Source organism: Lachnospiraceae bacterium, from assembly GCA_025758065.1.
Lineage (GTDB): Bacteria > Bacillota > Clostridia > Lachnospirales > Lachnospiraceae > Enterocloster.
Genome location: CP107199.1, coordinates 450,229 through 472,102, shown reverse-complemented (window position 1 = coordinate 472,102; position 21,874 = coordinate 450,229). Strand labels below are relative to the sequence as shown.

Genomic DNA, 21,874 nt, shown 5'->3' with positions numbered 1-21,874 from the left:
AAAAAGATTCCGGGAGAACATTAGACATGGAAGGAGGAAAATTATGAGGAAGTATTGGCGTGGTATTGCAATTGCCGGAGTAGTGGCAGTCATTTCAGGGTGTGGAGCCGCAAGCGGTTCTAAAAACAGCATCAATAACGGGTATATCATGGAGACAGCAGCTGCTGCCATGGATGTGGAGAATGAGAAGGGGGAGATGTCCGGGGAAGGGGCATCAGCTTTTGTGGAGACAGCAGCAGGCGCAGCCTCAGGAACAGAGAATATGGCAACAGTAGAAACAGGCCGAAAGCTGATCAGAACTGCCAGCATGGACGTTGAGACTGAGCAGTTTGAGCAGTTAATGACAGCTTTGAAAACACAGATCAGGCAGTTCGGCGGATATATTGAAAATGAAAATGTTTCTGGCAATCAATTAGACTGGCAGGGCAATCCTATGATGCGCTGGGCTGATCTGACCGTACGTGTGCCCAAGGACCGGTTGGATGAATTCTTAAATGGTGTGGAGTCAGCAGGAAACGTAGTTAGAAGGTCAGAAAGCACCAAGGATGTGACACTGCAGTACAGTGACATCGAGAGCCGCAAAAAGACATTAAAGATTGAACAGGACCGTTTGTGGGTACTGCTTGAAAAGGCAGACTCCATGGATAGCATCATCGCATTAGAAGAGCGGCTGTCAGATATCCGTTATGAACTGGAATCTTACGAATCCCAGCTGCGTCTCTATGACAACCAGATCGAGTACAGTCAGGTGACGTTAAATATTAACGAAGTGAAGCGGTATACCGAGGCTGTTCCGGAATCTGCTGGAGAGCAGATTTTAAAGGGATTGTCAGATAATGGAAGGCGGTTGGCAGAAGGAGTGAAAAACTTTGGAATCTGTGTGATCATTACCAGCCCGTTCTGGATAACAGCAGCAGTGATCGGAGCAGTGATCGGGTGCCTGGTGTGGAAGCTCCGGAAAACTTTCAGGAAACGGAAATCTGGAAAAATAAGAATCGGCAGAAAGGCAGATACAGAGGTATCTCAGGTTAAACTGCAGGATCATGATCATATGCAGGGAGGAGAAAAAGACAACCCGGCAGAGGATCAGCGGAAACAGTAGTTAAAGAAATGATTATGTAGATACTTAAATTCCAGGAGACAGAACATTATGGGAAAATCACTTACAAGAAAAATCATTGAAGCTCACTATGTATCCGGAAGCATGAAAGCCGGAGAAGAAGTTTTTATAAAAGTAGATCAGACACTGACACATGATATTAACGCAGTTATGACATATCTGGCATTTGAAGCCATTGGCCTGGACCGGATCCGCACAGAATGCAGTGTAAGCTATCTGGATCATAATCTTCTTTATGTAGATCATAAGACTCCGGATGACCATATTTACTTACAGTCTGCAGCTGAGCATTTCGGTGTTCATGTTTCCAGACCTGGAAACGGTATCTGTCATGCAGTCCAGGTATCACGCTTCGGCGCTCCTGGAAAGGTAAGCATGGGAGGTGACAGCCATACACCTCACGGCGGTTCTATTGGTATGCTGTGTATCGGTGTAGGAGGTATGGATGTTGCTACTGCCATGACCGGCGTTCCTATGCGTCTGAAAATGCCGAGAGTGATCAAAGTTAACCTGACCGGCGCTTTAAAGCCAGGTGTCAACGCAAAAGAGGTAATTTTAGAGATGCTGCGCCGTGTGACCATTAAAGGCGGTCTTGGAAATGTATACGAATATGCAGGTCCTGGTGCAGCAACTCTGGAAGTACCTCAGAGAGCGACTATTACAAATATGGGGGCAGAATTGGGTGCAACCACGTCCATTTTCCCGGCAGATGAACAGGTACGTAAATTCATGAAGTCCCAGAAAAGAGAAGATGAGTACAGAGAGCTGCTTGCGGATGAGGACGCAGAATATGACGAAGTGATCGACCTGGATCTTAGTTCCTTACAGCCATTAGTGGCATGTCCTCATCAGCCGGACAATGTAAAACCACTGTCCGAGGTAGAAAAACTTCCTGTTCAGCAGGTATTTATCGGCAGCTGTACTAATGCAAGCTATGCAGATATTGCAAAGGCAGCCCTGGTATTTAAAGGACATAAGGTAAATGATAATATAAGCTGTACCTGTGCCATTGCCTCCAGACAGACCTATAAGGCACTGATGGAAGATGGCTATCTGGGAATGCTTATGGATGCAGGTGTGTGTATATTGGAGATTGCCTGTGGACCATGCTGAGCCATTGGCCAGACACCGGCTACAGAAGGAATTGCAGTGCGTACTTCTAACCGTAATTTTAAGGGTCGTGCAGGAAATCCAAATGCCAAGATCTATCTGGTAAGCCCGGAAAGCGCAGCCGCCACTGCTATTATGGGTACTTTTGCATCAGCAGCAGATATTTTAGGAGATCAGATCGATATTCTGGCAGAAGTTCATGAAAAAGAAGAGTATGAGATCAATGACAACCTGATCATCAAACCTCTTCCAGAAGAGAAAGCAAAGAAGGTAGAAATTGTCCGTGGACCAAATATCAAGTTCCTGCCGGTTCCGGAAGTACCGGTTCAGCACTTAAAAGTGCCGGTAAGCTTAAAAGGCGGCGATAACATTTCCACTGACGATATAACACCGGCCAGCGCGGAATTTTCCAGCATGCGTTCCAATATCCCGCTGATGTCCAAATACTGCTACTACAGATATGATCCTGAGTTTTCTGAAAGAGCAAGAGAAATGGGATCCAGTATCATTATCGGTGGTGAAAACTATGGTCAGGGCTCTTCCAGAGAGCATGCAGCCATTAATCCAATGTATCTGGGTATAAAATGTGTGATCGCAAAGAGCATTGCCCGTATCCACAAGGGAAATCTGGTAAACCACGGCATCGTGCCAATGCTTTTTGAGGATCCGGCAGATTATGAAAAAGTTGATCTGAGAGATGAACTGGAGATTGAAAATTTCCTGGACCAGATCCCAACAAGGAGAGTAGTAGTCAAAGATGTGACAAAAGGCTTTATTTTTAAGACAAAGCTAGACCTGACAGATAATGAACTGGAAGTAGTGCTCTGCGGAGGCCAGTTGCGGTATCTGAAGAAGGAACTGGTAAAGCAGGGGAATATTTGATAAATGCTTATCAATGAGGTATGATAATAGTAATTTAGATACAAATGTATCAATGCCCTTTATTTTATCGTGTCGCATTAAGTACATTAAAAGAAATGGATATCACACTGTCTAATGTGTGGATATTAGCCTATTCGTTTAGAGACGAAGGTAGCAATGGCAAATTTGATATTTAGTGGATTGATCCTCTTAGCCATGGTGATCCTGAAAAGAAAAGTAAAATGATCAGGGGAGAACCGGCAGCTGCGGCGGCTGGTTCTCTTTTTTTAGATAGATGTACTCCCGGAGTCTTTCCTGCACTTATCTTTGCGGCCGTTTTTCCGGTAATTTTCCGGTCATTGGGCTGGTTTAATCATTTTTAAAAGCGCCGATATTAAATGCTGCATGGAGGTTACGGCCATGATACCTGCTGCAAGTGCTACAGCAAGTCCGACAGCAGCCTGGGCTTTTAAGAAAAATTGCGGCATATCATGCCGGAGAGCGGCATCCATTGCATAGTATAGTGATCCGCCGGGGATTAGTGGGATAACTGTGGGCATTAAAATAACGGTGGAAGGGGTTTTTAATATTCTTGCCCATATTTCTGAATAAATTGTGATCAGGATCGCCACAAAGAAAAAACCTAAAAATTCATTATTTATAAAGTGAAGGAATATCAGATACACAGCCCAGAAAACAGCACCTCCAATTGCCGGGATCCAGATCCGCAGTCCTCTGATGTTATAGATGATAGAAAATCCCAGAGAACCGAAAAATGCTGAAATGACAGAGATAAGATCCTGATTCATAAGATGCCTCCAAGCAGTATTTTTGAAAAAATAAATCCGGCGGCGATGCAGATAGCAGTGATGATCGCTTCTGAAAAGTGTAAAAGTCCGCTGATCATATCGCCACTGATGAAATCACGGAAAGAGTTTGTCATCAGGACACCGGGAATTAAAAGCATGATATTTCCGATCATGATCATTTCTACATGATGTCCGAAACCGATATAGTGAGTAAGGATACATACCATACCGGAGATCATGGAACACAGGATATTAGAAAAAATGGCTTTCATTTTTATTGCGGTAAATGCGTACAATGTTATCCGGATCAGTGCCCCCACAAACATGGCAGAAAAACCGTCTAATAGATTTCCGCCGAAGAAGATCGCAAATGCACCGGCTGTCATTGCGTAAATAAGGCATTGGACCACAGGCGGATAGACCGGTCCGTTTAATATAAGTGCATATTCCCGGTTGATCCTTTCTAATGGTGGTTTTGTTGAACATATCAGACGGGAAAGATTATTTAACCGGTCCAATTTCCACATATCTGTTCCATAGCTTAATATCCGTCGGGTCTGGGTGATCCATTTATGGTCTTTGGTTTCTAATGTCACAATGATACAGGATGCAATGGAAAATATATGGCTTTGTCTGATACCGTAAGCTGCACAGATTCTTCGTATCGTATCTTCTACACGGCTGATCTCTGCACCACTCATTAAAAGTTGTTCTCCAATATTAATGGCGCAGGTCAATACTTCTTCTCCTGTCAGCTGATCAATAACGGCGTGTCCGTCATTTTCTTGTTTTATCTGCATTTTGCTTCCCCTTTTAATAAATATTTTCAGGAATGCTTTGTTTGGCAATAAATCTACGTTTATTATACGGAGCAAGTGATTTTTTTACAAGTACCTGTCAGATACAGAACCATTGAACATTTTTCATCAAATGTTGAATGGAATTGCCGGATTTGGATAGGAAGAGGCATAGCTTATAATATGTTTCTGGAAAATTTCTGCAGCAGGAGAAGGTGTTGTATTCTTCTTTTGCAGCAAAGCAATATGGCGGAATTGCTGTGGATGGAAGGAATAAACATTTACAGGGGAAGTTGTCCCTTTTAATATCAGGCGCCCTAAAATACAAAAGCCTAAGCCAGCAGACGCCATTGCAACCAGTCCTGCATCGTCAGTGGCTGTAATGGTGGAATTTGCATTTAAGTGAAGTTTTTCAAGAACACTGCGGGATTCTACACCATAGTCCTGATCACTGATGATGAAAGCAGAATTTTGCAGTTCTTCCGCAGTGATGATCCCAGGAGTGGCTGTATGAAAGTTGGAATTTGCAACACAAACCATTTCATCTTCATAGATGACGGTAGAGCTGATGACAGAGGAGTTGATGGTATCACAAGAGTAGTAAGAACTAATACCAATATCGATTTCATTTTGCTCCAGTTTTTTTACAATCTGCGCATTATTGATACCTGCAAATATATGAATCTGTATGTCAGGATAATGATGACGGAAATTATTCACAAGTTCAGGTATCCAGTTAATGCAGATGCTGGAGCAGGTTCCAAGGCGGACATTGCCAGAAGCCAGTCCATTGATCGCTGCGATTTTTTCATTGAAATGCTGGTGGCTTTGTATAACAGCGTATGCAAGGGGAAGAAGGTTAGTTCCGTTGTCTGTAAGTTCGATCCCGTGTGTATTTTTTATAAATAATGGAAAGCCGATTTCTCGTTCTATGCGGGAAATGGCATGGCTGATAGCAGACCTTGTCAGGTAGAGTTTATCAGAAGCAAGGCTCATATTTTTCAGTTCGGAAACAGTTGTAAAAATAATATAATCTGATAATGTCATAGTGATTCCCTCCTTGTTAGAAATTATAATTTCTGTACAAACAAATGTAAATAAGGATGGTGAATTTTGTTCAACTTAATATGAATACATAGCAATTCCATTCACAATAAGACTATGTTACAGTTAAGAAGTCGATAGAAAAACGAAAAGGTATACTTGCTCGAGAAGGTATTTCTAATAAACGGAGGGGAGACAAAATGAAGCCAACAAGTAGTTTTTTAAATCTGCCGCAGTCAGGAATCAGAAGAATGTATGATCTGGCAAAAAATAAAAAAGATACTGTAAGTTTTGTTCTTGGTGAGCCAGATTTTGTGACACCAAAGCATATTATTGAAGCCGCAAAGAAAAAGTTAGATGAAGGGTGTACCCATTATACGGATAATGCAGGCATTTTACCGCTGCGTCAGGAAATTTCCAGAGCTTTAAAACAGTACGACAAAGTAGATTACGATCCAGAAGGTGAGATTGTAGTAACAGTAGGCGGAATGATGGGAATGTATATGGCAATCCTTGCTCTTGTTAATCCTGGGGATGAGATCCTGATCGCAGATCCGTCTTATACCAATTATGTAGGTGAGATTGTGATGAACCGTGCAGTTGCAGTACCTGTACCTGTGTATGAAAAGGATAATTTTAACTTTACTTATGAAAATCTTAAAAGTAGAGTGACAGATAAAACCAAAGCCATTATCCTTAATTCCCCCTGCAATCCTACGGGGGGCGTTGCAACAAGGGAAACCATGGAGACCGTTGCAAAAGTAGCTTTAGAATATGATCTTTATGTAATCTATGATGCTGTATATAAACATCTTATCTATAATGATACAGATTATATTAATATTGCAGTTTTAGATGGAATGAGAGAACGCACTATTTATGTGGATTCTTTTTCTAAAACATATGCCATGACAGGCTGGCGTCTTGGATATATGGCGGGACCAAGAAATATCCTTTCCAGACTGCCAAAGTTGCAGGAAAATATGCCTTCCTGCCTTCCTGAGTTTGTACAGTATGCAGGAATTGAAGCGTTAAAAAATGGCGATGAAGATATTGCAATGATGAACAGACAGTATGCAGAAAGAAGAAAACTTGTTCTGGAGCGGATCAATGGCATCAAAGGTTTATCCTGTACACCGCCAAACGGAGCCTTTTATGCATTTGTAAATATTAAAGAAACAGGGATGACTTCTGTGGAATTTTGCGAGAAACTTCTGGAGAAAGAAGGCGTCGTAACAGCTCCCGGATCAGCATTTGGAGAACAGGGCGAAGGATATGTGCGTCTTTCCTATGCAACATCCATGGAGCAGATTAACCGGGGGATGGACCGGATCCAGCGGTTTATGGAAAGTATTATGTAAATATACAGGTAAATGCCTGAATTTCACCAGAGCGCCTGATCGTTATGGGAGAGTCTGCCGGAGAAAACTACGTAGTAGCACTGACTGCAAGATTAAAAGCAAAGGGAAAAGGTTTGCCTTATAAAATAGTAGGTTTCTCTTCCTTTTTGGCTATGCTGGAAGAGGGGTGAGTCTTATATCTGTTATATACCCATGATCTGTTTCATGCATTGGAATTTGAAATTTCTGATGTTTCCGAAGCAGCAGATGTGTTTAAGGCGGTAAAGGATTTTATTCAGTAGCGGGGATAATATTTATGGAAATTTTAGCAAATAATTATAATGAGATCATGGGCTTTACTGCGTGAATGTGGAGTTTGCCGGTAGTGCTTATCCTTATAGGCGGTGGTCTGATCATCACGGTAGCATGTGATTTTGTACAAATAATGCTTTTGGCACTATAGGTCCTGTGGGACATTTCATCGCAGCTGTCAGCTGGGATGACTTACAGTGATATCGTTTTCCTTGTGGTATATTAGGACATTATCATAAATGGTTCATAAAGAGAAAATGCCAGAAAAATTTTGTTTGACTTTTTGAAAAACAGGAAATATAATTACAACGAACGAGTAGCAGGTGAGCGTAAATCCAGTTTACATGCTGCTCGTTTTTATTTTGTTAAAATAGAATAATAGAATATTTGCCATGAAAAAGTGTGTAGCTTGTCAGCGTAAGTCCAGCTTATATGACAAGGTGCGCACTTTTTTTGTGCCAAAAAGAGAGGAGTTAAAACAAAATGGCAGAAAGTAACAAGATGAAAGATATGCCGGTGAATAAGCTGATGATCCAGATGGGGATCCCTATGATCTTATCCATGGCATTGCAGGCGGTCTATAACATTGTAGACAGCGCATTTGTAGGAAATATGAGAGTGGGCAGTGAAGCGGCATTAAATGCACTGACCCTGGTATTTCCGGTGCAGATGCTTATGGTGGCAGTGGGGATCGGAACAGGTGTAGGAACAAATGCGCTTCTTGCAAGGACACTGGGACAGGGGAACAGTAAAAAAGCCGCAAAGGTAGCAGGAAACAGCCTGTTTCTTGGTGTGATCATTTATGTGGTATGTTTATTGTTTGGCATCTTTGGTGTGAGAGCATATATTTCATCACAGACAGTTGATGCAGAAGTACTGGAAATGGGAGTCAGCTATCTGAGGATATGCTGCGTGATCTCTTTTGGTATTATTTTCTTTTCTTTATTTGAAAAGTTATTACAGGCAACGGGGCGTTCCCTTTATTCAACAATTGGCCAGGTAGTTGGAGCTGTTGTAAATATTATCCTTGATCCAGTCATGATCTATGGTATTGGACCTTGTCCCGGAATGGGAGTGGAAGGTGCAGCCTACGCAACTGTAATTGGCCAGGTAGCATCAGCAGTATTGCTACTTATCTTTCATATAAGACTGAATAGGGAATTCGGGCATGGAGTGAAATATATGAAGCCGGATGCCGGTGTTATAAAAGAAATCTATGCAATCGGACTTCCGGCAATTATTGCGCAGGCTTTGATGTCCATTATGGTTTATGTAATGAATCTGATCCTGAAATTCAATCCGTCAGCGCAGACAGCTTATGGATTGTTTTATAAGGTCCAGCAGTTTGTTCTCTTCCTTGCCTTTGGTCTGAGGGATGCGATCACTCCCATCCTTGCATTTGCATATGGAATGAGAAATAAAAAGAGAATTCAGGATGGGATCAAATATGGCCTGATCTATACCATTGCATTAATGATCCTGGGAATTGGGATCACAGAGATTTTCCCTGGGGCATTTGCAACGTTGTTTAATGCAGGACAGTCAAGAGAATATTTTATCGGCGCAATGAGAGTGATCTCTGTCAGCTTTCTGTTTGCCGGAATTAACGTTGCCTATCAGGGAATTTATCAGGCATTAGATGGCGGCTTGGAATCACTGGTTATTTCACTTTTGAGACAGTTTATCATCATATTGCCATTGGCGGGAATCTTTTCATTACTTGTTAGAAATGGCAAGATGGGAATTTCACTGATCTGGTGGGCATTTCCGGTCACTGAAGTGATGGCATGTCTGGTTGGATATGTATTTTTAAAGAAAATCAGAAAAAATAAGGTTAATGCTTTAGGTTAAGGAGGAACTGGAAATGGCAAAAAAAATCATTACGATCAGCAGGGAATTTGGAAGCGGTGGACGTTTTATCGGTGAAGAAGTAGCAAAGAAACTGGGAATAGCCTATTATGATAAAAACATCATTAATCATATTGCAGAAGAGTCAGGTTTGTCTCCAGATTACATCCAGGAAAAAGCAGAGCTGTCTCCGAAGAAAGGATTATTTGCATATGCACTTGTAGGACGTGATATTACAGGAAAATCAGTGGAGGATATGGTGTATGAGGCACAGAGAAAAGTTATTTTAGATTTGGCCGGGAAGGAGCCCTGCGTGATCATTGGAAGAAATGCTGATTTTATCCTGAAAGACCGGGACGATGTGCTGAATGTATTTATTCATGGGGATATGCCGGAAAAAATACAGCGTATCACCCATTTATACAATGTAGGAGAGCAGGAAGCAGTTAAAATGATGGCAGACACAGATAAAAGACGTATGGCAAATTACAACTTTTATACGGAGCAGAACTGGGGAAAAGCCAGCAATTATACGTTGTGTCTGAACAGTTCAGAGATTGGATATGATAAGTGTGAATCAATTATCATAGAATGCAGTAAATAAAAAGTATAGATGATCCTGGATTATTTATGGTTTTGCATATGAATGATCCAGGATTAATTAATGTTAATATAGAAAACATAACAGGTGTTGACAAAAGCGAAAACATAATTATAATAAGTAGTGCACTACTTAATTAAGGAGGGGAGCTTATGAAAACGAATATTGCTCCAGGACTTCGGTTTTCTATATTAGACAGGGAATTTAAGAAGAAACTGGAAGAACGTGCAAATCGGATGGGGTTAACGGCTGTGCAGTTAAGAGTACTGGGAGAATTAAGCCGTTTGGAGTCAATGGGGATTGAAGAAATAAACCAGAAAGATTTAGAAAAGGTGTTAGCTGTGACGCATCCGACAATGACTGAAATTATTAAAAGACTGGAAAAGAAAAATGCCGTTATCTGTACGCAGAGCAGAGTTGATGGGCGTTACAAAAAGATTAATTGTACGGACGAATATAAGGATATTCACTTAGAACTTAAGGAAATGGACTGGGAGATTTTTAATAAAATCTGTGATGGCATTCCAAAAGAACATGTACAAATATTTTTGAAGGCATCAGAAAAAATGCTTGAAAACATCGAAAAATAGTGTACCTGCATGTAAGGTACACTTTAAATAAAAATATATAAGTAGTACACTACCTAAAAGGAGGGCATAATGAACGAAAATAAAATGGGGATCATGCCGGTTAATAAGCTTTTGCGTACAATGGCGGCACCAATGGTTTTATCTATGTTGATCGGTGCATTATATAATGTGGTGGATAGTCTGTTTGTAAGCCATTATGGAGAGAACGCATTGTCAGCAGTGTCTTTGGCATTTCCGATACAAAATGTTATTATTGCGACCGGAACCGGAATCGGTGTAGGGATCAATGCATTATTATCACGGTATTTAGGTGAAAAGAAGCAAAAAAAGGTTGATCAGACAGCTATGCATGGTCTCATCCTTGGTGCCGGATTTTATGTGCTGATATTATTATTTGGCATTTTCTGTGTAAGAAGTTTTTATGTAGTTCAGACCAGCGATAGGGAAATAGTTTCCATGGGAGTTGATTATCTTACGGTTATCTGTGTATTTGGATTTGGGCAGATGTTCCAGCTGATATTTGAAAAAATATTGCAGTCAACAGGCCGGACTTCTTATACAATGGTAATGCAGATCGTTGGTGCGGTCATCAACATTATTTTAGATCCCATCTTTATTTTTGGATATTTCGGTTTGCCGGCAATGGGAACCAGAGGTGCGGCAATTGCTACAGTGGCAGGTCAGATTATAGCAATGCTGTTGGGATTATATTTTAATCTGACTAAAAATACAGATGTGCAGTTTGATTTTAAATGCATTAAATTAGAAAGCTATTATTTTAAGGGGATTTGTACTGTTGGAATTCCAACGATCATTATGCAATCTATGTCCAGCGTTATGTGTTTTGGCATTAACAAACTTCTTCTGGATTTTTCAACAACATCAACAGCAGTATTTGGAGCATATTTTAAATTACAGACATTTGTGTATATGGCGGTTTTTGGATTGAATAATGCTTTGATCCCGATCGTAGCATTTAACATTGGCGCAAAACATGCAGAACGGATTAAGAAAGTTATCCGGCTTAGCGGGGCGTATTCTGCTTTGATCGGACTGTTTGGTTTGATCATAATGGAGATGCTGCCGATACAGTTAATATCAGCATTTGCACCATCAGAAGAAATGTTTTTACTTGGTGTGACTGCATTGCGTATTTTGGGACTTAGTTTTGTGTTTGGAGGAATTTCTGTAATGACCTGTTATGCTTTACAGGGCTTTTCAAGAGGAATAGCCAGCCTTTTAATTTCCGCGCTAAGGCAGGTGATCATTTTGCTTCCACTTGCATCAATTATGGGTAGGATGATGGGGATCAATGGAATCTGGTGGAGCTTTCTCACCGGTGAAACAGTAACAGTTGCATTTGCAATTATTTATCTGGGAATAGCTGAAAAGAAAGAACTGTCATTTCTGGCTTCTATGCCGCTGGAACAGAGTATAGCCAAATAATGGCAGATCTGGAAAAAATGAAAGTGATGAGGTCATGGAATGTGACCTCATTATTATATGTGAACATATTCAATAAGATTATTGGAGCATAAAATTAGTATTGCTATTGTGCGGACATTTACATATAATAAAGATAGATGGAAATACTACTCACAAAAGGAGATGTTTTATATGGCTACAAAATCAGCAAATTTATATGCAAGGATTGAACCAGATGTCAAAGAAAAAGCAGAAAGTATCCTGTCTACACTTGGTATCCCTGCTTCCAGTGCTATCAATATGTTTTATAAACAGATTATCTTACAGAGAGGACTTCCGTTTGAAGTAAAAATACCATCTGCCAGACCTGTTGACATCAGCACATTATCAGAAGCGGAGTTCAATGAAGAATTGGAGAAAGGATATGCGGATATGCAGGCTGGACGGACAAAAAATGCAAAGAAAGCCTTTGCTGACATTCGCAAGGATTATGGCTTATGATATATGAAATAGAAGTATCCGAACAGGCTGACAGTGATTTGAGAGGAATTTTTGAATATATTGCTTTTGAATTACAAGCGCCGGAAAATGCAAGCGGACAGCTTGAACGTCTGGAAGAACAGATATTAAGCCTGGATACGATACCAGAGCGTTATCGAAAATATGAAAAAGAACCGTGGGAAACTCGTGGACTTCGTGTATTACCAGTAGACAATTATGTGATACTTTATATTCCAGATAGCGATAAAAAGGTTGTAACAATACTTAGAGTAATGTATGCCGGACGGGACATAGACAATCAGTTAAATTTCCACACAAAGCAATAAAGGATATGATTTAAAGCAGTCTTTCAGTTATGATCGACTGCTTTTTTCATACTCAAAATCAGAAGAAAGGACTGAGTTACGATGTAAGAATGTAGCGTATTGATTGAAACGACCAAATCAGCAGAGGATAAAACTTCTCGATGGTTTGATTTATCCATTGATTATGAGCTGTTCCGTGACCTGATCGGTGTGGAAGTTGATAGTGGAGATTATCAAATCATTGATATGAAGCTTCCCTTTGCTGGCGACATTGTAAGGTCAACATCTGTCAGACGATTAAATAAGCTGTACTTTGCTTACATGGATTTATTGCCAGAGGTTCAACAGGCTTATAAAGAGTTGATTCCCTATTGTGGCAGTGTAGAGGATTTATTGCAAAAATCCGAAGAATTTATTTTTATCCAGAGTGTCACAATATAATGGAACACCCATATCTCAGGAAGAATTAGAATGCAAAGCTATCATTGATCATCTGCATACCGATAATCCTACCTGGGGAGCCCGTCAAATGTCTTCATAGCTGAAAATGCTTGGTCATCAAGTGGGACGCCGGAAAACGCGCCGCTATATGACTAAAATGGGGATTGATCCGCTCTATCCAAAGATGAATCTTTCCAAACGTATGCAACAGGTAAAAGTCTGCCCGTATCTGCTTCGTAACGCCGTTATCGACCGTCCAAATCAGGCATGGTCAATCGACATCACCTATATCCCCATCAAGCACGGCTTCCTGTATCTGACAGCCATCATTGACTGGTATAGCCGTTGTATTATTGGCTGGGAGGTAGATGATACCTTGGACACCAGAATGGTCATAAATGCACTGAAGAAAGCTTTCAAGGCGTCACAAATTCTTCACAAAAAATTAGCACTCATCTCTTTACATTGCTAACAATAAGTGTTATATTACAGATAGAACAAAGGAAGGGAAACAGAAAGGAACAAAGAGGCAAAGAGGCAAAGAGGCAAAGAAGTAAGATGCCAAAGGTTCCGGAAGGTTTCCAAACATCCCCGGTTCCAAAAGATAACAAGTAAAATAAAGCATAGAGAGTATAGGAAAAGGAGAGATGACTTATGTTAATGCCTAGTATTTTTGGAGAAGATTTATTTGATAACTTTATGAAGGATTTTCCATTTTTCGATGATAACGCAGAAAGCAATGTAGAAAAGAAGCTGTACGGCCGCAGAGGCAAGAACCTGATGAAGACTGATATCAAGGAAACAGAAGGCGGTTATGAGTTGGAAATGGATCTGCCTGGATTTACAAAAGATGAGATCAAGGTATCCCTGGAGAATGGTTATATGACCATCAGTGCAGCCAAGGGACTTGATAAAGACGAACAGGATAAGAAATCCGGCCGTTACATCCGCAAAGAGCGTTACGCAGGATCCTGCGAGAGAAGCTTCTATGTAGGCGAAGACATCACAGAAGAAGATATCAAGGGCGAGTTCAAACATGGTATCCTGAAGCTGTTTGTTCCGAAGAAGGAAGCAAAGCCGGCAGTAGAGCAGAAGAAGTATGTTTCTATTGAAGGTTAATAGGAATAGGATGCGAGAGCTGGTCAACTAAATAAGATCATAAGGTTATAAGATTATAAGGTATAAATAAAAGTCACCTAAAGAAGCGTAAAAGCTTTTTTGGGTGGCTTTTTATTTGCGTGGACAACGAGTCGTTTTTGTTCGTGTAAAAGAGAAAAATTTTGGCGGCTTTAAAAATGTTCTTGTTGACATTATGGGATGATTGATATAATATGAAAACGGTTTTCAAATTCAAATTCGGTCAAATCAAGGAATAAGCAAATCGGATCAGGATTATTCTGTGATCCATAAATAAAACGAAAGAAGAGTTGTATATGGCAGAGCGGGGAAAATATAAAACCAGACAACAGGAAGTCATTTTAGGCTGCCTAAAAAAACAAAAACTGCGTTTTCTTACGGTAGATCAGTTTATGGAGTGTCTGGAGAAAGATAATATAACAGTGGGATATACGACGGTGTACCGGGCATTGGAACGTCTGGAAGAGGAAGGAAAAGTTATTAAACTTCCTACAGAAGATGGAACCAAAACAAGATATTGTTTCGCAGAGAAAGAAATATTAGAAAAACCTGGAAAACTGGTGTGCCTTAAGTGTGGGCGTTTTATCCCGTTGGAATGTTCCAGACTGGAAGCTTTTTTTGATCATATTTCAGAGGAACATGGTTTTGAACTTGATCGACATCATATGATACTGTATGGATATTGTGGCTGTTGCAAAAAGGAAAAAAACAGTAGAGATTTTGCATAACACCGAATATAAAAAGTTGCCAGAGCATATAAAGGAGGCGCAGACGTGAACGATCTTATTTCTATTTCTAAGAGCAAAAAGATCATGGCAGTGTTTACAGCGGTCATGGTTGCTGTTTTGCTGCTTCTTTCTGGCTTTTTTATCATTACGCATACAGAACATGAGTGTATTGGCGAGGACTGCCCGGTCTGTACCCAGATGGAAAGCTGTGAACACGAGATCCGTCTGCTTACACAGGCAGTGGGAATGGGAGATGTGCTTGCCTTTGCCTATATATTAACAGAAATAATCATTCTTTTATATCTGGCCGGACTCGAATTATGTCCGGTGTCTTTAGTCAGCTTAAAAATCCGTTTAAATGATTAAAATATTCCGGAACAAAATACAGTATTATGCATTCAGTATGTATATTTGAAAGGAATATAAGCATTATGAAGAGAAAATTGAATATTATAGCCGGTGCGCTGATGATGACAGCGTTTATTTGTGTACCCATGCTTTCAGGCTGCTCTAAAACAAAGAGTGTATCAACTGAGATAACAGTAGAAAAGGCAGCAAAAAAGAGTGAAGCAGTTTCAAAAGACGGAACCGTTGAGACTGAAAAGGAGGCAGAAGAAAGCAAATTGAAGGTAATGGCAAGCTTCTACCCCATGTATGACTTTGCAGTTAAGATTGGTGGAGATAAGGTTAAGGTAATGGATATGGTTCCGGCTGGCACAGAGCCACATGACTGGGAGCCGGCAGCTACAGATATTAAAAATCTGGAAGATGCAGATGTGTTTGTATATAGTGGGGCAGGTATGGAGCACTGGGTAAGTACAGTTCTGGCAAGTCTGGAAAATAGAAATCTGGTTTCTGTTGAAGCATCAGAGGGGATTACTTTGCGTCTGGGTCATGAGGAAAAAGAAGAGCATGAAGAAACTGATGAGGATCATGGGCAGTATGATCCTCATGTCTGGCTAAGTCCGTTAAATGCAAAGAAGGAAATGGAAAATATCAAAGATGCTTTTGTAAAAGCAGATCCGAACAACCAGTCTTACTATGAAGCAAATTATACAGAATATGCAGCTAAATTTGACCAGCTGGATCAGGAGTATAGAGATACTATTTCTGGGCTGACAAACAAAAATATTGTAGTTGCCCATGAAGCATTTGGTTATCTTTGCGATGCCTATGGTTTAAAACAGGTAGGAATTGAAGGACTGTCCCCTGACTCAGAACCAGATCCGGCCAAAATGGCAGAAGTCATTGATTTTGTAAGAGAAAATCATGTAAAAGTGATCTTCTTTGAAGAGCTGGTCAGCCCAAAGGTGGCAGAAACCATTGCGTATGAAACAGGTGCGTCAGCAGAAATGTTAAATCCATTGGAAGGACTTGGTGATGAGGAATTGGCAGCAGGAGAAGATTATTTTTCTGTGATGGAAAGCAACTTAGAAAAGTTAAAAGCAGCTTTAGAGTAAAAATAACAGACCATTTATAAATAATTCTAAAAGCACAAAACAGACCATTTAGACAGACAGGAGTATGGAAATGGACACCATAGAAGTACAGATACAGAAATTTTCTTATGGAAATGTTCAGGTATTAAAACAGATTCAATTTACGGTCCCAGAAGGCACTTTTTGTGTCCTTCTGGGTCAGAACGGAGCAGGAAAAAGTACATTGTTAAAGCTGATGTTAGGAGAAATCTCTCTGGATGAACAGGGAGCGATCCGGTTGTTTGGGCAGAATGTCTGCCAGTTTCATAGCTGGTCAAAGATTAGCTATGTACCTCAGGGAGGAATGGCGTCATATCAGAATTTTCCTGCATCAGTAGAAGAAATCGTTCAGGCTAATTTATATACCAGGATTGGAAAATTTCGCTTTGCCGGTAAAGAAGAAAAAGAAATGGTACAACAGGCACTTGCTGGGGTGGGGATGGAAAAATTTTCCAAAAGACTGATCGGAAAGCTGTCCGGCGGACAGCAGCAGAGAGTACTTTTAGCAAGGGCTCTTGTAAACAAACCGAAACTGCTTCTTTTAGATGAGCCTACATCTGGAATGGATGAGAACAGTACAGAAAATTTTTATGAACTTCTAAAAAAAATCCACAAGGAACAGGATGTAACAATCTTTATGATCACTCATGACAGGCAGAGAATGGAAGCGTATGCAGATACAGTATGGCTGTTGGAAGAGGGAAAATTGAGACAGATAAAAGGCTGCTGTGCGCAGAGAGACACTTTAAAAAAGGAAAAGGAATTGGAATATGGAGATGTTTAAATATGCATTTATGCAAAGGGCTTTTATTGTAGGCATCCTGCTGGCAGCAGTGATTCCCTGTATTGGCATAGTGGTAGTCTGCAAAAGACTGTCTATGATCGGAGATGCATTGTCCCATACTTCCTTAGCTGGAGTTGCCATTGGTCTGATCCTTGGGATAAATCCGGTGTTTACTGCTTCCGTGACCTGTGTGCTGGCGGCTCTCGGAATGGAGGGAATACGCAGAAAACTGCCTCGCTTTTCAGAAATGTCCATCGCCATAACCATGTCTGCAGGGATTGGGCTGGCAGGTGTATTGTCTGGATTTGTAAAAAATACAGCAAATTTTAACAGTTTTCTTTTTGGAAGTATTGTTGCAATCAGCAATGAAGAACTGTATCTTGTGGTCAGTATTTGTATGGCAGTTCTTTTGTTGTTTATATTGTTTTACAAAGAATTATTCTATATATCTTTGGACGAGAAAAGTGCTAGATTGGCAGGTGTGCCGGTTAAAATGGTAAATTTCCTGTTTACAGTGTTGATCGCAGTGACTGTATCCGTAGCAGCAAGAACAGTAGGTGCACTGATCGTGTCCTCCATGATGGTAGTGCCTGTAGCTTGTGCCATACAGCTGGGAAAAAGCTATCATCAGACGGTTCTTCTGGCGGTGATCCTGGATGTGGTATTTATGATTATTGGACTGAGTGCCGCCTATTATCTGGGATTAAAGCCAGGTGGGACTATTGTACTGGTAGGTGTGGTATTTTTAATTGTGGTGCTTATAGTAAAAAATATGCTGAACAGAAGTTGAATAATTGTTTTTATAAATGGGTCTGGCAGAAAGAAGGAACAGATATGACAGAAGCTTATATTATATCCGGATTTCTTGGGTCCGGAAAAACAACGCTTATAAAGACGATCATAAACACAGCTTTTAAAGGTAAGAAAATAGCTGTGATCGAAAATGATTTTGGAGAAGCAAGAATTGATGCCAGTCTCCTTGAAAAATACGATCTGAAAGTGAACAGCCTGACTGAAGGCTGCATTTGCTGCAGTCTGGCAGGTGATTTAAAAAAAACAGTGGAAATGCTACTGTCCAGTTATGCTCCAGAAGTGCTGCTGATAGAACCTTCAGGTGTAGGAAAACTTTCAGACATATTAAAATCATGTTTTTCGCTGGAAGATCAGGGAAAGCTCCAGTTGCAGCAGACGATCACAACGGTAGATGTGCGCTTTTTTGATAAATACAGAAAAAACTACGGAGAAATTTATGAGGATCAGATTCTTTATGGTGATATGATCCTTTTTAGTCATCAGAAAGAGCAGCCGAATCAGGTACTGACAGTTATGAAAAAGATAAAAGAACTGAATCCGGAAGCAAGGATAGAGACAGGTTCGTGGTCAGAGATACCAGGCAGAGTTTTCCGTTATGGATTTAAAAACAGCCGTATCCTGAAACTGGAATTGGAACAGGCAATTTCCATGAAACCTGTGCGGATCCGAAGAAAGGCAGACAGTGGAAGAGAACGGAAAATAGGCTTTTTCAGAAAGCATTTTGCAGGCGAGATTTTTTCTTCTGTTACATTAAAATGTGATCAGCCGGTTGCATTGGAAGAATTAAAAAGAAGAGTCATGTATGTTGTAAAGCAGGCAGAAGGTGAGATCCTTCGTGGAAAAGGGATCCTTTCAGCGAAAAATACAGCACAGGATGAGCCAAAAAATCTGGTTTTTCACTTTGTACCAGGATATTTAAGCATAGAACCTACCAGTGCAGAGTCAGATCAGGTATGTTTTATTGGAACTGGTCTGGACAGAGAACAGATAAAGGCTTTGTGGAATGAAGGTGTTTGAAATGAGAGCATTTACCTGGGTCATAACTGGTCTGTTGGATTCTGGAAAAACAACGCTTATCAACAGGCTGCTAAAAGAAGAACTGAGTGATACAAATGTTTTAGTTTTACAGTTTGAGGAAGGAGAAGAACCTCTTATTCAGGCAGATAATGTAAGAAAGCTTGTTTTCTCAAAAAAAGAACTGGAAAAAGAGCCATTTTCTGTAGCTGGAAAAGTTATTTTATATCTGGAAAAACAACCCGCAGATCTGATGCTGATAGAGTGGAATGGAATCGAGCATTTTCATACATTAGAAGAAATGTTTCTTTCTTCTCCAGCCCAAATGGTAGTAACGGTGGAACGGGTCATTTACGTGGCAGACGGAGGACACATGGAAAGCCGGATCATGGATGCCGGACTTCCCACATTTTCCCAGATTGCAGGAAGTGACTGTGCTTATATCCGCACAAAAAGCAGACATTCCCGGTCAGAAAGAAAAGAATTTTTACATAGCTGTAATCCAGGGATAAAAGTGTATACAAGCCATGACTGGAAGCATTTCAGAAGAGAATTTTTCGCTGTTAAATTTTATCCGGTCCACTGGCTGCTGATCATGATTACTTTTGTATTATTTTACATGGTGTTTTGTCTGCTGATGTACGAAACGGGAATAAATCTGGGCCGGTGGGCAGGTATTTTCCTGGGAGTGTTTTTACAGGCAGTGCCTTTTCTTGCTATAGGAGTTTTATTGTCATCCCTAATCCAGATATATGTACCTGCTGACTGGATCCAGAGACATTTTCCACAAAAAACATTTGCAGGTCAGATATTTGCTATTGTGGCTGGATTTTGCCTGCCAGTATGTGATTGCGCATCCATACCGGTTTTTAAAAGCCTGGTAAAAAAAGGAGTACCTGTGTCGGCAGCTGTCACATTTATGCTGGTATCTCCTGTGATCAATCCGGTAGTGATCTTGTCAACGTATTATGCTTTTAATGGAAATTATAAAATGATCGCTACGAGATGTGGTCTTGGAATTTTATGTGCAGTAATCTGTGGTCTTACATATGCAATAAAGCCTTCAAAAAATCCTTTACTGGAGCAAAAAATGCCTCCCTCGGTTTTATGCGATGATTATACTTTCTGGCTGCAGCCAGATGTACGGATATCCCGCATAGAACAACTTATCCGGCATGCACAAAATGAATTTTTCTCTGTAGGAAAGTTTCTTATTGTGGGTATTTTGGTTTCTTCCTGTTTTCAGAACCTGTTTCAGACAACAATGGCAGCAGGAAAGGATGTAAGACCATGTGTAGCTCTTTTAATGATGATGTGCCTTGCTTTTGTACTTTCTCTTTGCTCTTCCTCTGATGCCGTAGTTGCCAGGAGCATGGCAGGAAGCTTCCCAGTAGGGGCAATCCTGGGATTTCTGGTATTTGGTCCGATGATGGATATTAAAAATGTGGCAATGCTGCTTTCAGGCTTTAAATCCAGATTTGTCCTTCGTCTTTTACTGACTGTATTTGTGGTATGTTTTACAGTGATAATGCTGTTTGTGTTTTTTGAAAACGGAGGGATCCGGATATGAAAAAAGAGCAGAGGGATAAAAGAAAAAACGAAAAAGAGGATTACAGAGAAAGAAACAGTATGGTTGCTGTAAATATTCAGGCGTTGGTTGAATGTACCTGTTATCTGATCTTTGGAATTTTGCTGTTTTATCTGACTTATTCTGGAAAATATTTAAAGTATGTAACTCCACGGATGAAACCATATCTATATGGATTGTCGGTACTTATGTTTATCTGGACACTGGCAGAAGGCCGTTTTTTACTGATACCCCGTTATAAAGCGAGGATCGCCCGGTCATTTATATTTATTATTCCCATTCTTTTAATGGTGATCCCACCAAAAACGCCAGAAGAAAGCGGGATGGCAGGATATGATGACAATGGGGTGTTTTCTTCCATAAAAAGAGACAGCAAGAAAGAAACGGAAGAAACAACACAGGCGGCTAAAACTGGTACTGAGGATGAACAGGAAACAGCTGCAGATCAGACAAAGGTATATAAAGAAGAAACAGCCACAGGAGCAGCAGATGTGTATACATCTGGAGCAGAAGAGGAAAATCCATGGTATGAGCTAAATGGACTTAATGAAGAAGCAAGAACCATAACGATTTCAGATGACGATTATTATACCTGGATGTATGAACTGAGTAATTACTATGAGAAATATATTGGCTGGACCGTTGAGATAAAAGGCTTTGTATATCGTAGTGAAGACATTACCCGAAAATGTGATTTTGTCCTGGTACGTCTGGCAATGTGGTGCTGCGCGGCAGACCTGATTCCCATGGGTTTTCTGATCAATGCAGAAAAGGGAGATCAGTTTCAGGATAATGAATGGGTGACTGTAAAAGGAACGCTTGGGATAACAGGGGATGGAAATTCCATTATTTTACAGGCTGAAAGCATAGAACCGGCACAGAAGCCGGAAGAGGAATATATTTATCCTTATTTTTGATGAAAAATAGAAAGTGAAAAAGGATCCATATAAATTATGAGAGTAAAAATAACATTAGAGTGTACAGAATGTCATGATAGAAATTATACAATGACGAAAAATAAACAGAAACATCCCGAGCGGGTGGAAATCATGAAATATTGTCCCCGCCTGCGCAAATATACGCTGCATAAAGAAACAAAATAAATACTAAAAATAGTTCACAAAAACTTCACAAAAAATTAGCACTCACCTCTTGACACTGCTAATAACAAGTGTTATATTACAACTAGAACAAAGAAAGGGAAGCAGAAAGGAACAAAGAGGAAAAG

Annotated in this window: 23 protein-coding genes and 1 pseudogene; 21 read left to right on the top strand and 3 right to left on the bottom strand. The window is 40.4% G+C overall.

Translation table 11 applies throughout. From position 1 onward, the window contains the following. Positions 1 to 43 precede the first annotated feature (43 nt). A complete protein-coding gene (locus OGM16_02190; protein UYJ47111.1) occupies positions 44 to 1,102 on the top strand; it encodes a DUF4349 domain-containing protein in 1,059 nt (352 codons plus the stop codon). A gap of 48 nt (positions 1,103 to 1,150) precedes the next feature. Next, a pseudogene (locus OGM16_02185) lies at positions 1,151 to 3,112 on the top strand (aconitate hydratase). A 335-nt stretch (positions 3,113 to 3,447) separates the two neighbouring features. On the opposite strand, the gene OGM16_02180 reads toward OGM16_02185, so the two are convergent. The 3 genes from OGM16_02180 to OGM16_02170 all read right to left on the bottom strand — a co-directional run bounded on the left by OGM16_02180 (position 3,448) and on the right by OGM16_02170 (position 5,744). Beyond that, a complete protein-coding gene (locus tag OGM16_02180; protein UYJ47110.1) occupies positions 3,448 to 3,900 on the bottom strand; it encodes a threonine/serine exporter family protein in 453 nt (150 codons plus the stop codon). After that, positions 3,897 to 4,700: a threonine/serine exporter family protein gene (locus tag OGM16_02175; GenBank protein UYJ47109.1), complete on the bottom strand. Its 804-nt coding sequence runs from the start codon at positions 4,698 to 4,700 to the stop codon at positions 3,897 to 3,899. Before OGM16_02175 ends, OGM16_02180 begins: the two co-directional genes overlap by 4 nt. A gap of 126 nt (positions 4,701 to 4,826) precedes the next feature. Beyond that, a complete protein-coding gene (locus OGM16_02170) occupies positions 4,827 to 5,744 on the bottom strand; it encodes a LysR family transcriptional regulator (protein UYJ47108.1) in 918 nt (305 codons plus the stop codon). A gap of 197 nt (positions 5,745 to 5,941) precedes the next feature. Here OGM16_02170 and OGM16_02165 point away from each other — a divergent pair, with 197 nt between their 5' ends. From OGM16_02165 to rpmG, 19 genes are all read left to right on the top strand, one after another. Beyond that, entirely contained in the window at positions 5,942 to 7,102 is a 1,161-nt protein-coding gene (locus tag OGM16_02165) for a pyridoxal phosphate-dependent aminotransferase (GenBank protein UYJ47107.1), read from the top strand. A 774-nt stretch (positions 7,103 to 7,876) separates the two neighbouring features. Continuing rightward, complete coding sequence (locus OGM16_02160) at positions 7,877 to 9,244, top strand: MATE family efflux transporter (GenBank protein ID UYJ47106.1); 1,368 nt, start codon at positions 7,877 to 7,879, stop codon at positions 9,242 to 9,244. A 13-nt stretch (positions 9,245 to 9,257) separates the two neighbouring features. Then, the gene (locus tag OGM16_02155) at positions 9,258 to 9,845 is read left to right on the top strand and encodes a cytidylate kinase-like family protein (protein ID UYJ47105.1); all 588 of its coding nucleotides are present in this window, start codon (positions 9,258 to 9,260) and stop codon (positions 9,843 to 9,845) included. A 149-nt stretch (positions 9,846 to 9,994) separates the two neighbouring features. Beyond that, complete coding sequence (locus OGM16_02150; GenBank protein UYJ47104.1) at positions 9,995 to 10,432, top strand: MarR family transcriptional regulator; 438 nt, start codon at positions 9,995 to 9,997, stop codon at positions 10,430 to 10,432. A 69-nt stretch (positions 10,433 to 10,501) separates the two neighbouring features. Next, positions 10,502 to 11,878 carry an MATE family efflux transporter gene (locus tag OGM16_02145; GenBank protein ID UYJ47103.1) on the top strand — a complete coding sequence of 459 codons (1,377 nt, stop codon included), beginning with the start codon at positions 10,502 to 10,504 and terminating at the stop codon, positions 11,876 to 11,878. Between the two features lie 171 nt (positions 11,879 to 12,049). After that, complete coding sequence (locus OGM16_02140; GenBank protein UYJ47102.1) at positions 12,050 to 12,358, top strand: type II toxin-antitoxin system RelB/DinJ family antitoxin; 309 nt, start codon at positions 12,050 to 12,052, stop codon at positions 12,356 to 12,358. Next, complete coding sequence (locus OGM16_02135) at positions 12,355 to 12,684, top strand: type II toxin-antitoxin system RelE/ParE family toxin (protein UYJ47101.1); 330 nt, start codon at positions 12,355 to 12,357, stop codon at positions 12,682 to 12,684. The genes OGM16_02140 and OGM16_02135 overlap by 4 nt, the downstream gene beginning before the upstream one ends. A 99-nt stretch (positions 12,685 to 12,783) precedes the next feature. After that, positions 12,784 to 13,104 (top strand): hypothetical protein, encoded by a 321-nt coding sequence (locus OGM16_02130; GenBank protein ID UYJ47100.1) that lies wholly within the window; start codon positions 12,784 to 12,786, stop codon positions 13,102 to 13,104. A 148-nt stretch (positions 13,105 to 13,252) separates the two neighbouring features. After that, positions 13,253 to 13,576 carry a DDE-type integrase/transposase/recombinase gene (locus tag OGM16_02125; protein UYJ47099.1) on the top strand — a complete coding sequence of 108 codons (324 nt, stop codon included), beginning with the start codon at positions 13,253 to 13,255 and terminating at the stop codon, positions 13,574 to 13,576. Positions 13,577 to 13,758: 182 nt separating this feature from the next. After that, positions 13,759 to 14,223: an Hsp20/alpha crystallin family protein gene (locus tag OGM16_02120; protein ID UYJ47098.1), complete on the top strand. Its 465-nt coding sequence runs from the start codon at positions 13,759 to 13,761 to the stop codon at positions 14,221 to 14,223. 314 nt (positions 14,224 to 14,537) lie between these two features. Beyond that, on the top strand, positions 14,538 to 14,969 hold the full coding sequence (locus OGM16_02115) for a transcriptional repressor (protein UYJ47097.1): 432 nt from the start codon (positions 14,538 to 14,540) through the stop codon (positions 14,967 to 14,969). Between the two features lie 45 nt (positions 14,970 to 15,014). Further along, positions 15,015 to 15,335 (top strand): AraC family transcriptional regulator, encoded by a 321-nt coding sequence (locus OGM16_02110; GenBank protein ID UYJ47096.1) that lies wholly within the window; start codon positions 15,015 to 15,017, stop codon positions 15,333 to 15,335. Between the two features lie 65 nt (positions 15,336 to 15,400). Further along, positions 15,401 to 16,429 carry a metal ABC transporter substrate-binding protein gene (locus OGM16_02105; protein UYJ47095.1) on the top strand — a complete coding sequence of 343 codons (1,029 nt, stop codon included), beginning with the start codon at positions 15,401 to 15,403 and terminating at the stop codon, positions 16,427 to 16,429. Between the two features lie 70 nt (positions 16,430 to 16,499). Further along, on the top strand, positions 16,500 to 17,231 hold the full coding sequence (locus tag OGM16_02100; GenBank protein ID UYJ47094.1) for a metal ABC transporter ATP-binding protein: 732 nt from the start codon (positions 16,500 to 16,502) through the stop codon (positions 17,229 to 17,231). Then, entirely contained in the window at positions 17,218 to 18,021 is an 804-nt protein-coding gene (locus OGM16_02095) for a metal ABC transporter permease (GenBank protein UYJ47093.1), read from the top strand. Before OGM16_02100 ends, OGM16_02095 begins: the two co-directional genes overlap by 14 nt. 44 nt (positions 18,022 to 18,065) lie before the next feature. Continuing rightward, the gene (locus OGM16_02090) at positions 18,066 to 19,061 is read left to right on the top strand and encodes a GTP-binding protein (protein UYJ47092.1); all 996 of its coding nucleotides are present in this window, start codon (positions 18,066 to 18,068) and stop codon (positions 19,059 to 19,061) included. A gap of 1 nt (position 19,062) precedes the next feature. Next, complete coding sequence (locus tag OGM16_02085) at positions 19,063 to 20,628, top strand: permease (protein ID UYJ47091.1); 1,566 nt, start codon at positions 19,063 to 19,065, stop codon at positions 20,626 to 20,628. Continuing rightward, positions 20,625 to 21,563, top strand: coding sequence for a TIGR03943 family protein (locus OGM16_02080; protein ID UYJ47090.1), 939 nt, complete (start codon positions 20,625 to 20,627; stop codon positions 21,561 to 21,563). Before OGM16_02085 ends, OGM16_02080 begins: the two co-directional genes overlap by 4 nt. Before the next feature lie 36 nt (positions 21,564 to 21,599). Continuing rightward, a complete protein-coding gene (rpmG, locus tag OGM16_02075) occupies positions 21,600 to 21,749 on the top strand; it encodes a 50S ribosomal protein L33 (GenBank protein ID UYJ47089.1) in 150 nt (49 codons plus the stop codon). The last annotated feature ends 125 nt before the right edge of the window (positions 21,750 to 21,874 follow it).

Bases quoted from the DNA above. Each gene is read 5' to 3' on its own strand.
- OGM16_02190 (UYJ47111.1), top strand. From the start codon at position 44: ATGAGGAAGTATTGGCGTGGTATTGCAATTGCCGGAGTAGTGGCAGTC.
- OGM16_02180 (UYJ47110.1), bottom strand. From the start codon at position 3,900: ATGAATCAGGATCTTATCTCTGTCATTTCAGCATTTTTCGGTTCTCTG.
- OGM16_02175 (UYJ47109.1), bottom strand. From the start codon at position 4,700: ATGCAGATAAAACAAGAAAATGACGGACACGCCGTTATTGATCAGCTG.
- OGM16_02170 (UYJ47108.1), bottom strand. From the start codon at position 5,744: ATGACATTATCAGATTATATTATTTTTACAACTGTTTCCGAACTGAAA.
- OGM16_02165 (UYJ47107.1), top strand. From the start codon at position 5,942: ATGAAGCCAACAAGTAGTTTTTTAAATCTGCCGCAGTCAGGAATCAGA.
- OGM16_02160 (UYJ47106.1), top strand. From the start codon at position 7,877: ATGGCAGAAAGTAACAAGATGAAAGATATGCCGGTGAATAAGCTGATG.
- OGM16_02155 (UYJ47105.1), top strand. From the start codon at position 9,258: ATGGCAAAAAAAATCATTACGATCAGCAGGGAATTTGGAAGCGGTGGA.
- OGM16_02150 (UYJ47104.1), top strand. From the start codon at position 9,995: ATGAAAACGAATATTGCTCCAGGACTTCGGTTTTCTATATTAGACAGG.
- OGM16_02145 (UYJ47103.1), top strand. From the start codon at position 10,502: ATGAACGAAAATAAAATGGGGATCATGCCGGTTAATAAGCTTTTGCGT.
- OGM16_02140 (UYJ47102.1), top strand. From the start codon at position 12,050: ATGGCTACAAAATCAGCAAATTTATATGCAAGGATTGAACCAGATGTC.
- OGM16_02135 (UYJ47101.1), top strand. From the start codon at position 12,355: ATGATATATGAAATAGAAGTATCCGAACAGGCTGACAGTGATTTGAGA.
- OGM16_02125 (UYJ47099.1), top strand. From the start codon at position 13,253: ATGACTAAAATGGGGATTGATCCGCTCTATCCAAAGATGAATCTTTCC.
- OGM16_02120 (UYJ47098.1), top strand. From the start codon at position 13,759: ATGTTAATGCCTAGTATTTTTGGAGAAGATTTATTTGATAACTTTATG.
- OGM16_02115 (UYJ47097.1), top strand. From the start codon at position 14,538: ATGGCAGAGCGGGGAAAATATAAAACCAGACAACAGGAAGTCATTTTA.
- OGM16_02105 (UYJ47095.1), top strand. From the start codon at position 15,401: ATGAAGAGAAAATTGAATATTATAGCCGGTGCGCTGATGATGACAGCG.
- OGM16_02100 (UYJ47094.1), top strand. From the start codon at position 16,500: ATGGACACCATAGAAGTACAGATACAGAAATTTTCTTATGGAAATGTT.
- OGM16_02095 (UYJ47093.1), top strand. From the start codon at position 17,218: ATGGAGATGTTTAAATATGCATTTATGCAAAGGGCTTTTATTGTAGGC.
- OGM16_02090 (UYJ47092.1), top strand. From the start codon at position 18,066: ATGACAGAAGCTTATATTATATCCGGATTTCTTGGGTCCGGAAAAACA.
- OGM16_02085 (UYJ47091.1), top strand. From the start codon at position 19,063: ATGAGAGCATTTACCTGGGTCATAACTGGTCTGTTGGATTCTGGAAAA.
- OGM16_02080 (UYJ47090.1), top strand. From the start codon at position 20,625: ATGAAAAAAGAGCAGAGGGATAAAAGAAAAAACGAAAAAGAGGATTAC.
- rpmG (UYJ47089.1), top strand. From the start codon at position 21,600: ATGAGAGTAAAAATAACATTAGAGTGTACAGAATGTCATGATAGAAAT.